The sequence below is a fragment of the Oleiagrimonas sp. C23AA genome, from assembly GCF_011759385.1.
Lineage (GTDB): Bacteria > Pseudomonadota > Gammaproteobacteria > Xanthomonadales > Rhodanobacteraceae > Oleiagrimonas.
The window spans coordinates 302,832-314,405 of sequence record NZ_JAARLY010000005.1; the positions used below are offsets into that span (position 1 = coordinate 302,832).

Genomic DNA, 11,574 nt, shown 5'->3' on the forward strand with positions numbered 1-11,574 from the left:
GTCACTTGCCTTCGTAGCGTCTCTGTCGGGCGGCAAACGGCAGGAAAAATCACCCTCGCCTATACTTGGCGCTTGTCGCTGCCGCTTCGTAGTTACTTGAACTGGCAAGCGATTCACGGCGTGATCCTAGTTTGCGTTACCACGTCCTCGACCTCCGACCCAGAGCCGAAGCGATGGACTACCTCGAAGTATTGATTGGCCGCCATGCGGAAAAGCGTACCGTGGTTAGTGCGATCATCATGCGTGCGTGTCACGAACAAACTGCCATGGGTCGGTCGCAGGTAGCGTCCAATGTTACGGACCATGCTGCTAAGCACAGCGGCATTGAAGTAGCCGCGGTTGAGCACGTTCGCGGCGCGCACGAAATCGAACCGCGCAGCGTAGGCAGGGTTGTATTGGCTGACGTCGTCGCAACAGAAGGTGATTTCGGCTCCGACCAGAGCTCGTGGCGTGACCAGCTTCACGGCCCGCACTATGGCAGCGTCAGATTGTTCCAGCATGCGTCGAGCGCGGTACGTGAAAAGTTTGTTGATGAGCTTGCGAGCAATGAACACCCCGCTGTAGTAATCGCGACGTGTGACCCATGGCTTCATGCTGCCACCCGGCACATCGAAACGCAGCGGAAATCCGCTCGGGTCGACCAATGCATGGCAGCCCGGAAATACCGTCACCAGAAAGGCGTCGATCAGTACGTCCGTGCCCAGCATCTGTACATTCAGCCCCCCTGCGCGCAGGTTCTCATGGAGCTCAAGCGTGCTGATGCCCGAGGACACACCAATATCCAGCACCTGCGGTGATGCTGAAGCGTGCTCCCTCAAATACCTGACAAGATACGGATTGACCTCGGCAAAACGATCATGAAAGGTCGTCTTGTAAGTCCCGTTGCGCATCATCAAGGAGGTGAAAAAGTCCTCCTCCATGCGCGGCGTCAGACGCATCGGCGGCATGTCGAAAAACGTCTTTGCTTTTAGCATGCCAAGGTTCATCCGAATAAGTGGTTCAATGCAACGCACGGTGTACTGGCAGGACCTGCAGCCTGGCGCCCATCCGCAGCGTATCGAGCAACAAGCATGCCGCCGCGTAGGGGGCTGGCAACCGCCCGGTAATATCCGCTCAACGGCTCACCTCATCCAACAGTGACGCAAGCTTTGCCGCACCGGCACGCCGTGAATAGCCGGCCACGGCGTCCTGATTCGGCGATGACGTGGTCCCCTGCTGCAAAGCCCGCAAGAAGTCCTGCAGCCCCACTGCAATGGCATCGACATCGTCGGCCGGCACCAGAACCGCGCCACCGGACTGGCGCAATAGGCATGCCGTGTCGCCACCGGCACCGACCAGGGCCAGGATCGGCCTGCCAATGCGCAGGTATTCGTAAGCCTTGGCCGGAATCTGCAGATCGAACTTGCTGCCCTGGAATAACAGCAGCCCATCGGCCTCGGCCTGCTCGCGCAGCGCCTCGCTATTGCTGACCTGTGGTGCCAGAATGACTGTATCGTCAAGTCCATGACGCTGTATCTCACGCGCATAGACCGATTCAGAGCCGCTAGCCCTGAGAATCACCTTGAGTGCTCCCGGCACCAGGTATCCGCTCTCCCTGAGGCGAGCAAGCGCGGCAAAAAAAGGAACCGGGCTACGTCCCTCCGGGTACAAAAGGCCGCTGTGTACCAGCACCAGTGGCCCGCCGGCGCGCGCAGACCGAGCCAAAAGGCCGACAAAGGCATCCTCGTCGTAACCATTGGCAACGACTGCCAGACGCCCTTCCTGGCTGGCCTCTGGAAAGCGTTCGGCACAGCGCCGCATCGCTCCAGGGGTAGTGAACACCGAACGCGCGGCGTGTCCAAGCACGCGGCGCTCCCAGCGCTCCTGGGAGCGCACCGCCTGCGCATGTTTGCCCGCCGTCGAGCTGGATACCGGATCGCGAAAGTCGGCAACCCACGGCAGTCCACTCAAGCGATGCAGCGCATAGGCGACGCAATGCGAGGTCATGATGGGAAATGTAGACCAGATCGCCTGCGGCCGATGACGACGGATCAGCCGCAACCCACTCCACACCGCTGCGGGCCACCAACTGGCCCATCGGTCTGGTAAGGCCAACATGGACGGATACCGACCCATGACTGCCATGTGCCGCTTGGCATCCAGAGCGAAGGAACGGTGCACGCGGCAGGGATCAGGAATCACCTCGACGCTGGCCGGATCCACCGACTCATACGCCATCGGCACTGCCGACAGCACCACTGGATCCCATCCGCAGGCAGGCAGGTAACGAGTGAAAGCCAGCAACCGAAGGTGGCCGCTGCTCATTGCCGATGGCGGAAAGTGGAAGCCGATCATGATCACTGTTTTGCTCATGCGCCACCCACCTTCACTTCGCGCCCGGATGATCGACAAGCCGCCCTGATACCAAAGAACCGGCCGATGAGACGGTCTGGGCTTGGTGTGGCGTAGAAGCCGTAGCTTCGGCGTTGACCAGCGCGGACAAAACCGCGCACATCGCCATGATCTGATAAGTCATATCAAAGTAGCTGGAGGTGGTCGCAAGACCGGCTGTCATGTAGGCGAGCAGGCAAACCTGGAACATCGATGCCAAGTCGAAAGCCCATTTCCGCGAAGGCTCCCGACGTGTCTGTCGCCGTACTTTGGCGCAATGCCGCCAGCTGACCGCTAGCAACGCCAGGAACAGGCAGATGCCCGGAAGCCCCTGCTCTCCCAACACGCGAAAATATACACTGTGGACAGCTCGTGGCTTCGCCCCTGCCGGTCCATAGCGACTCCACATGGCATCACTTTCGTAAACGTTGAAGCCACCTCCCGTCAAAGGACGATGCAGTGCCAAATTGCTGGCAAATTCCCATGACTGCACCCGAGTCTGGAAACTGTTGACCTGATCGGCATGCTGAATCGTATCCATGCGTGCCATCCACTGTGTGGGCATCAGATGGTAGGCGACCACGCCCACCGCCGCGAAAGCCACGATCAGGGTCAAACGGCGACGACTTTTCAGGAACAAAGCGATGATCACCACCGCAAGGGCCACGAACCCTCCCCGCGAATAGGTGCCCAGTATCCCGACCACGGTGAAAAACATCGCCACGCCCAAACCCGCACGTATCAGCTTGTCGGGCGCCTGCAATTGCAGATAGCGCATCAGCGGCAGGACCATGCATAGCGCCTGGGCCAGGTCGTTGTTGTCACTAATAAAGCTGCCAGGAGGCCCGAAAACATGGTTGGAGCCGCCGCGCAGGATCGTGAATAGTCCCCCTTTGACGCCGTAGAAGCCCAGCGAGACGACGATAATCCAGATAAGCCAGCGCATGCGTTCTCGGCTATTGATCAGCATCAGGGTGGAAAATACCAGCACCAGGGTCTTGGCAAACTCCTGCCAACGGTGCCATGCAGCATCGGGAACTACCGCAAGCGCGGTGGTGAAGCCTGTCCAGAGCAGAAAAACTATCAACAGAGTACGGGTCGCCGAGCTGGGGATACGCTTATTTTCCTTGCTGGCGAGCAGACTGCCCAGCGTCATCACCGCAATGACCATCACCCACGGAAAGTTGTAGGCAAAGCCGTAACAGAGACGATGCGGATTCATGTAGCCCAGCCACGACCAGACCAGCAGGCCGACGAAAGGACGCATAAGAACGTAGGGAACCATCCCAAAGATAAACAGCGTCAGGGCGATATCGCGCATACGGCTAAACACCGCCCCTAAGCTGCAGCATCAACGCGTCCATGAAGAACTTGGCCGCCCAGTTTGGGTAGCGATGTCTCATGTAGTCGCCTTTTCGCGGATGGGATCCGGGGATGCCTCCGCACACGCCGCTGTCCTGGCTGTCGAAGTCCTGCACGGAAAGATTGAAGCGGTTGGCGCGCTCGGCCCAAACCGTCCAGGACGCGTCACTTGTGATTTGGTTTAGGCGCTGCCAGATAATCGCCATTTGGGCATTGCCGGTAACGCACGTCCAGCGCGCCGCCGCGCGCCAGTTGGCATCGAGTCGACCCGGTAGCGCTCCATCGCCGCGCTGCGCGCCGGCGACCGATTTGGCGATGCGCATGGCCATATCCGTGAACTGTGTATTTCCGGCAATCAACCCGACTTCGAGCATGCCTCGCGTGGCATAGGCGATGGTATGGGTTAGAGGCCGCCGGTTGTCCTCAAGGTCGTTGTTTTCCAGCCAGCCGTTTGCGCGCGCCTGAGTGAGCGCCCAAGCCACGTTGTGCACGGCCGCATCAATATAGTCCTGCCGGCCAAGCTCACGGCCAACGGCGGCCAATCCGAACGCGACCCGGGTGTTATAGGTGTTGACGCTGTGGTTGGCGAAGGGCGACCCGAACCGGCGCCAGGCGCCATCGGCGTCCTGCGCTGCCAGTAGCCAGTCGGCGGCCCGCACCATCGATGTGCGGAAACGCTCATCTTGTGTCTGCTGCCAGGCGGCCAACCAGCCGAACAGCACCTGCCCGGTATTGAAAATGGTGGGTGCGATCTGTGTGGCATCCATGGTGCCAGCGCGCACGCCACCGTCGGGGAGCTGGATATCGGACTCCCATTCGGCCATGCGGATAGCGCGCTTCCGATACTCGTCCTGGCCCGAAAATGCGGCGTAACGGAAAAACGTGGGAATGATGTATCCGGTGGTTTCCGGATAGGCCCCCGCCCAGGTTCGCTTGGCGGCGTCGTAATAAGCGCTGACGCCACCGCTGCCAGCGACATCCTGTGCCCGCACCAACCAGTCGGCGGCGGCCTGCAGGCCGCGCAAGGGATCCACGGCGGGCGCGGCGGCGCGACCGGAAAAAAGTTTGGCAACCACGTTCATCATTTGCTCCTGGCCGCGGGCGAACCTGACATCCATTTCGCACTGCGGGTTTTCAGCGCGCCGCGGATGCGACGCATGGCTTGGATCAGGTACGGCATTGGATCATTCCATCGCCATAGTGCGTCGCACACCCGGTCGACCGTTTCGAACCCTTGACCGATGGACTGCTGCTGCGCGGCGGCAGACTGCTCGTCTTCCGAGCGCATCCGCCAGGCCAGCGAGCGCCCGGCCCGCGAAGAATGCGCCCCAGGCTGCCCCAGTTCGGCACAGTAGGCCGCATATGGCAGGTTGACACCATTGAGTGTGGCTACCTCGGCCTGGTAATCCGTGCGACCGATGGTCGGTTCGACCATCCGAAACTCGCCACTGCGCACATCGCGCTTGTATTCCATGCCTGCCATGCCGGTAACCCCGGCCTGTTGAAAGAAACGGGTGGTCAGAGCCGACAGCACGTCGTGTGCTTCTGGCGCCGGCATGCAGCTGGCCGTGCCGCCCACCTGGGGCGGCCACGAACGCACCTTGCGGCCGGTGAACGATGCCGTCACCAGGCCCTGTCGGTCCAGATACTGCAGACAGAAATAGATGCTCGAATCGGGGCCTTCGGTCCATTCCTGCACCACCACGTCATCCATCACCGGCAATATGCGCCGGATCAGCTCGCAGGCTTCGGCGACATGTTCCACCCGGTATGCCTTTTTGAACTGCTTGCTGTACTCGGCGTGTCGCTCACCCGGCTTGACCACCACCGGAAACTGCAAGCGGTCCAGTGCCGACAAGTCTTCCAATTTGCGAATATGCACCAAGGCAGGGATCGGACCACCCAGCTGCTCGGCCAGGCGCTGAAAGCCTTGCTTGTGCTGCAAGGCGTCGACCAGCGCCACAGGTGGCAGGCTGAAACGGTATAGCGCCGACAAGCGCTCACGCTGGTGCGATACGGCACGCACGCTCTCTTCCTGGGTCAACAGCAACACCGGCCGCTGACCGGCGAAGCGGGTGCTTGCCAGATGCACCAGTGCGTCGACCAGGGCATCACCATGCAAGGCCTCAACTTTGAGCGGCCGCGCCGCACGCGTGCGCATCTCCGCGCGTCGCTCATCGGTGTCCAGCAGCCACGCCGGCACGCCGGCACGCGCCAGACTGCGCGCCACGCCCAAGCCGTTGAGGCCGGCGCCTACAATCACCGCAGGTGTATCGACGCGCATCAGCGCGTCTCCACGGTCGCGCGTTTTCCCAGCACACCCGCATAGACATCGCGATAGCGCGCCACACTGGCCCGCCAGGTACGCTCGCGCTCGACAAACGCACGACCGTTCGCGATGACCTCGCTCCAGGCGTCAGGGCGCTTCATAAGCTGTAAAATACGAGCGGCGAGGGCTTGCGCCGAATCAGCCTTAAATAGGTGGCCGTTGCCGCCATCATTGATCAATTCACGATGCCCGCCGACATCCGAGGCTGCCACCAGCTTGCCCATGGCCATGGCCTCCAGCGGCTTCAGCGGCGTCACCAGATCGGTCAGGCGCCGCGAGACCCGCGGATACACCATCACATCCATCACACTGTAGTACCGCCCTACTTCGGCATGCGGCACGCGACCCGTGAAGTGCACTGCGTGCTCTAGACCAAGCTCGTCACGTAGCGCCTTCAGAGAGGCCTCCTGCGGTCCTCCACCGACCAGCATCAGCCGGATCTGCGGATCGTTGCGTAGTACCTCGGGCATGGCGCGCAGCAGAAGATCGAGCCCCTCATAGGCATAAAAGGAGCCGGCGAACCCCAGCGTCTTTCCGGGCGTCAGGCCGTAATGCTGCTGCAAGGTCGCATCGGCCCGCTCCTGGAACGCAAAGGTGGAAACATCCACCGCGTTGGGAATGACCGTGATGCGGTCAGCTGCCAGACCGCGCCCAAGCATGTCCTTGCGCAGGCCCTCGCAGATGGTCGTCACGGCATCGGCACGCCGTAGTGCCCGCGTCTCCAGCGCTCGCGTCAGGCGGTAGCGAAGCCCCCACTCCGCCGCGGTACCGTGATCGGCGGCCGCGTCCTCCCAGAAGGCACGCACCTCGTAGACCACCGGGATGCCTTTCTCCCGACCAACCGACAAGGCCGGTATCGCGTTCAACACCGGCGAATGGGCATGGATGATGTCCGGCCGTACCTGGTCGACCACCTCGGCAAGCCGGCGGCGCAATGCGCCCATCAGGCCGCGGTGGCGCAGCAGCGGCAACCGGCCCGTTAAACCGCCCACCGGCGGCGTGCGGAAAAAGGACCACTCGTCGATCTGTTCTTCGCGCACCTCGCCATTTCCCTGCTTGGGGCTGGTTACATGAAACGTCTGCCACCCCAACGCGCGCTGCTGATTGAGGATGGCGAGCGTGCGGAACGTATACCCACTGTGCAGCGGCAATGAATGATCGAGCACGTGCAAAATCCGCAACGGTCGCTCTTCAGCGCCTGTCGGATGCTCCGGTCGCAAGGTGTTGTTCGCCATCCCCACCATCACTTTCTCTCGATTTCCGGATCGACCACCTTAGCCAAGACCCGGGCATAGAGTGCATGCTGTGCTTTCACAACAGGATCCCACCCAAGCTGCTCCGCAAAAGCTCTAGTAGCTGAGCGCTTGGGCGAGCGTTGCTTGAGTCGCAGCCACGCGGACACGATCGCGTCGGCACTTCGCTCCAAGGCAATTTCTCCAGCTTCCGGGGCCGTCAACACTTCGGTGACTCCGGCAAATGGAGCGGCCACTACCGGCGTGCCGCACCCCAGCGACTCCAAGACCACATTGGGCATGCCCTCACGGCTGGAAGCGAGCACCGTCGTATCTGCCATGTTGTAGTAGTTAATCAATTCGGCATGTGGTTTAGCACCGAGAAACTTCACTCTCGTGCCCAAGCCCAGCCTTTCAACCAACCCTCGTAGAGTGCGTTCTTGCGGGCCATCGCCGACAACCAGAAGCGTTACACTCGAAACGCGTGCCAAAGCTTCAATGACGATATGGACCCCCTTGCGCTCGATGAGATGGCCAACCGTAAGCCACACCGAGCCAGAAAAATCCATGGGCTTGCGCCTTTTATCGCAAGCGACAGGCTTAAAGCGATTAAGATCGACACCATTGCGCAAAACACTAACATCAGATGCGCTTACACCCAGATTAACCAGTTGATCACGCAAAGCATTCGAGACGGTGACAACTGCAGCTGCACGTTTACACGCACACAATATGGCCCGCCGAGGGCTTCTGTAGCGCGGAATAAGGGTCACGTCATTACCACGTGCTGTGAGAACCACAGGCAACCCCAAGCGAGAACCGATGGCCGTTGCGGCAACACCATCTGGGTAAAGGTAATGCGCATCTATTAAATCATATTTGGAGTCTTCTCGTAAGACACGACGAACCACCGAAAGCAGCGCACGAAACATCAGTGAAGGTGCTAGGCTCATACCAACCTTTGGAATCACTAGATATCGAGGGTGTCTAATTTTTATGCCGTGACGCTCTTCATATTCAGGCACCTTGGCAAAGGCAGCATAAGAGCCAAATATCTTGTTTTTAAAAGGAAACCACGGCACAGGAGCAATAACAGTCGCTGCAATACGACCGGAATCCACCAAGTGGCGAAGGCGCTCTTCAACAAATATTCCATGGCGAGGCTGCGCTACATTTGGGTACAAGCTCGTGAATACCAGAAGACGAATTTTCGACAACTCCGCGTCTTCGGGAGATATTGCGTCAGCGGATGATACAGCGCTTGGGCTTTTTGTACCCGCGAAGGAACGTCCATCAACAGCGATATCAGTGATAGGTGACGTATTCATGACAACGCCTCCGATGATGAAACTGGATTATTTATATTCTCAGGATATAAATAAGAAATCGAGCTTTTACTCAAGATAACCTGTATTTTATTAATAACCTCTGGCGGCAACTCCGAGCGCCAGCGCTCGGCCGAGCGAAGCGGATTCTTGAACACGCTGTAGTACCCGCTCTGCGCCTCCTGCGTACTGGCCTGGACAAATCGTTCGGACTGCGGATGCCAGTCCAGACCGGTGAACTGGAACATACGCTGGGTCATCGCCACAGGCTCGGCACAAATATCCTCGTACCGAAGGGTGAGTACGCGCTCGCTGTGCCCGATGTCGGCGAGGACCTTTTCCTGCATCAGCACCCAACGCCATGCCAGGCGCTCCTCGGGCCTGAGTTTTGCGATCTCGTCCAGATCAAGACGGTGACGCTTCGCGGTAGGGGTCGCCAGCAGCATCTTAAGCAACCACAGGTCATTGGCACTTGGCTGCACATCGCTGAACCGCTGTGCCGCCTCGCCACGCAGCACCGATGCCACGTAACCGCATGGATGGCGCATCAAGTGAATGGCACGGGCCGACGGCAGGGCATCGACACACACCCCCAGGCGTCCCATCGACTCGATGGACTTCCAGACCAGACGCGTGTGACTCGAGCTATCCGCAGTGGGCCGATATGGCGCGGGGAAGTGCCGACGCAGACGACTGGCCAGCTTGGCTGCCAGTACGCTGGCGCGATAGGTGGAAAGTTGGACGGAAGACAGGTAACTCTTGGGGAACAGCGGCTGCTTGCCGACCACTTCCGGCGAGCGCATCTTCGGTACCTGCGCCAGGTAACCCTGCAGCTCGGTGCGAAACGCGGAAGCGTCGCCCATGTCCGGGAACAGCGGCATGGACAACCGGCGCAGACTGTCAGGCTCGTGCCGATACAAGGTGTCTGGATGACTGTCGAACAACTTGCCGACCCAGGTCGTTCCGGAGCGCGGCATACCGAAGACAAGAATGCACCGGCTCATGACGACGCCTCCGCCGCCGGCACCTGTCGCAGGAGTTCACCTGCGGCCAGGCCGTCAGCCTGGCCCTGCGTACGGCGCAGGAAAGCATCCAGCATCAAAAGACTCCACAGCGTCGGGCTGTGGTCGCGTTGACCGGATACGTGCTGATGCACCAGGCGCGCGACCATCGCCGGCTCGAAATAACCTGACTCGGCAAGCGCCCCCTGCATCAGCGACTGCTGCAACCGGCTGCGCAGCGCGCCGCGAAACCACGCGGCCACGGGCACGCGAAAACCCATCTTGGACCTGTAAAGCACCTCGTGCGGCAGGTCCGGTTCAAGCATCTTCTTGAAGATGAACTTGCCTTCACCGCCACGCAGCTTCAGCGCAGGTGGCACGCTCGACGCCCATTCGACCAGCCGATGGTCGAGCACCGGCACGCGCACCTCCAAGCTATGCGCCATGCTGGCACGATCGACCTTGGTCAGGATGTCTCCGGGAAGCCAGGTCTTGAAGTCAAGATACTGGGCCAGCGACAAGGGATGATCGGTCGGCGCACGCCGGGCATGGTCACGAAACACTTCCAGCGCGTCATAACCCTGCAGGTCACGTCTGAAAGCGGCGCTGTAGAGTGAGCCGCGCATAGCCGTCGAGGTGATGCTGACACTGTGAAAATAGGCTTCCGCATCGTCCCGCGCCAGAGCTTGCAAGGTGGTCTTGGCACGCAGCGGACGCGGCGCCCAGTCCGCCTTGGGATAGAGGCCACCAAGCAGACCGAATAGCGGCTTTCTCACCCCCGCCGGCACGCGCGCGCGCAACGCGCTTTCCCAGGCATGCAGCCGGTAGCGTCGATAGCCGGCGAAATTCTCGTCGCCGCCGTCACCGGACAGCGCCACGGTCACATGTTTGCGGGCCAACTGGCACACCCGCCAGGTGGGCAGCGCGGAACTGTCGGCGAACGGCTCGTCGTAGGTGGCGGCCAGCGTGTCAAGAAGGTCGTAGTCCTTCGTGTCGACGTGCTCTTCGAAATGGTTGGTGTGAAGGTGCCGCGCTACCTGCCGCGCATAGACCGTTTCGTCAAAGCCACGTTGATCGAAACCGATCGAGCAGGTATTGACCGGCGCCTGCGAGCCACGGCTCATGCTTGCCACCACGGCACTGGAATCGACGCCTCCAGACAGGAAGGCCCCCAGGGGAACATCGGACACCATCTGGCTGGCTACCGACTCGTCCAACAGGCTGCGCAGCCGCGCTGTCGCCTCATCGATCCCAAGGCTCTGGTCGACATCAAAGGGCAGGTCCCAATACTGGCGCGGCAGGGGGACCGGCTCACCCGCTCGCCAGCTCAGCCAGTGCCCCGGAGGCAGCTTGAATATCCCCTTGTAGATGCTCTTCGGATCGGGCACATAGCCCAGCGCCAGGTAGTCCTCCAGTGCCTGTGGATCGAGCTGGCGATCCACGTCCGGGTGCGCGATCAGGCCCTTGAGCTCGGAGGCGAACACCAAGTCGCCACGACGCGTGAAACCGTAGTAGAGCGGCTTGATGCCCAAGTGGTCGCGGGCCAGAAAGATGCGCTCGGCGCGCGCATCCCACATCGCGAACGCGAACATGCCCCGTAACTGTGGCAGGCACTGCTCGCCACCCTGCTGCCAGGCCCGCAACAGCACCTCGGTGTCACTATGGCTGCTGAAGGTGACACCCTGTTGTTCCAGCTCGGCCTTCAGCAACGGGCAATTGTACAGCTCGCCGTTGTAGACCAGCGCCAGTCCGGCCGCTTCGTCCAGCATGGGTTGCTGACCATGGCTGAGATCGATGATGGACAGACGACGGTGCGCAAGCCCGACGCCCGCGGCCACGTGTATGCCGGCCTCGTCGGGACCGCGGTGGCGCTGCGCTTCCCGCATGGCGAGAAGGTGCTCCCGGCGCACCCCGGCCTCTCGGCCCTCTGCTACGATTCCAGCCAGACCGCACAT

The 11,574-nt window shown here is 60.8% G+C and carries 9 protein-coding genes; all 9 read right to left on the minus strand.

Annotated elements, in window-relative coordinates; all coding sequences use genetic code 11:
• Positions 1-113: 113 nt before the first annotated feature.
• Entirely contained in the window at positions 114-974 is an 861-nt protein-coding gene (locus HBF24_RS10805; RefSeq protein ID WP_167172718.1) for a class I SAM-dependent methyltransferase, read from the minus strand.
• Positions 975-1,113: 139 nt separating this feature from the next.
• Positions 1,114-2,352 (minus strand): glycosyltransferase family 4 protein, encoded by a 1,239-nt coding sequence (locus tag HBF24_RS10810; protein ID WP_167172720.1) that lies wholly within the window; start codon positions 2,350-2,352, stop codon positions 1,114-1,116.
• A 13-nt stretch (positions 2,353-2,365) separates the two neighbouring features.
• Positions 2,366-3,691: a putative O-glycosylation ligase, exosortase A system-associated gene (locus HBF24_RS10815; protein ID WP_167172722.1), complete on the minus strand. Its 1,326-nt coding sequence runs from the start codon at positions 3,689-3,691 to the stop codon at positions 2,366-2,368.
• A gap of 4 nt (positions 3,692-3,695) precedes the next feature.
• Complete coding sequence (locus tag HBF24_RS10820) at positions 3,696-4,814, minus strand: pectate lyase (protein WP_167172724.1); 1,119 nt, start codon at positions 4,812-4,814, stop codon at positions 3,696-3,698.
• Positions 4,814-6,016 (minus strand): FAD-dependent oxidoreductase, encoded by a 1,203-nt coding sequence (locus tag HBF24_RS10825; protein ID WP_167172726.1) that lies wholly within the window; start codon positions 6,014-6,016, stop codon positions 4,814-4,816. Before HBF24_RS10825 ends, HBF24_RS10820 begins: the two co-directional genes overlap by 1 nt.
• Entirely contained in the window at positions 6,016-7,296 is a 1,281-nt protein-coding gene (locus HBF24_RS10830; RefSeq protein WP_240922448.1) for a TIGR04063 family PEP-CTERM/XrtA system glycosyltransferase, read from the minus strand. The genes HBF24_RS10825 and HBF24_RS10830 overlap by 1 nt, the downstream gene beginning before the upstream one ends.
• A gap of 8 nt (positions 7,297-7,304) precedes the next feature.
• On the minus strand, positions 7,305-8,621 hold the full coding sequence (locus HBF24_RS10835; protein ID WP_167172728.1) for a glycosyltransferase family 4 protein: 1,317 nt from the start codon (positions 8,619-8,621) through the stop codon (positions 7,305-7,307).
• Positions 8,618-9,622: a sulfotransferase gene (locus HBF24_RS10840; RefSeq protein ID WP_167172730.1), complete on the minus strand. Its 1,005-nt coding sequence runs from the start codon at positions 9,620-9,622 to the stop codon at positions 8,618-8,620. Before HBF24_RS10840 ends, HBF24_RS10835 begins: the two co-directional genes overlap by 4 nt.
• Positions 9,619-11,574: an XrtA/PEP-CTERM system amidotransferase gene (locus HBF24_RS10845; RefSeq protein WP_167172732.1), complete on the minus strand. Its 1,956-nt coding sequence runs from the start codon at positions 11,572-11,574 to the stop codon at positions 9,619-9,621. The genes HBF24_RS10840 and HBF24_RS10845 overlap by 4 nt, the downstream gene beginning before the upstream one ends.

Excerpts from the sequence above, each read along its gene's own strand:
- HBF24_RS10805 (WP_167172718.1), bottom strand. The coding sequence starts at position 974 with ATGCTAAAAGCAAAGACGTTTTTCGACATGCCGCCGATGCGTCTGACG.
- HBF24_RS10810 (WP_167172720.1), bottom strand. The coding sequence starts at position 2,352 with ATGAGCAAAACAGTGATCATGATCGGCTTCCACTTTCCGCCATCGGCA.
- HBF24_RS10815 (WP_167172722.1), bottom strand. The coding sequence starts at position 3,691 with ATGCGCGATATCGCCCTGACGCTGTTTATCTTTGGGATGGTTCCCTAC.
- HBF24_RS10820 (WP_167172724.1), bottom strand. The coding sequence starts at position 4,814 with ATGAACGTGGTTGCCAAACTTTTTTCCGGTCGCGCCGCCGCGCCCGCC.
- HBF24_RS10825 (WP_167172726.1), bottom strand. The coding sequence starts at position 6,016 with ATGCGCGTCGATACACCTGCGGTGATTGTAGGCGCCGGCCTCAACGGC.
- HBF24_RS10830 (WP_240922448.1), bottom strand. The coding sequence starts at position 7,296 with ATGGCGAACAACACCTTGCGACCGGAGCATCCGACAGGCGCTGAAGAG.
- HBF24_RS10835 (WP_167172728.1), bottom strand. The coding sequence starts at position 8,621 with ATGAATACGTCACCTATCACTGATATCGCTGTTGATGGACGTTCCTTC.
- HBF24_RS10840 (WP_167172730.1), bottom strand. The coding sequence starts at position 9,622 with ATGAGCCGGTGCATTCTTGTCTTCGGTATGCCGCGCTCCGGAACGACC.
- HBF24_RS10845 (WP_167172732.1), bottom strand. The coding sequence starts at position 11,574 with ATGTGCGGTCTGGCTGGAATCGTAGCAGAGGGCCGAGAGGCCGGGGTG.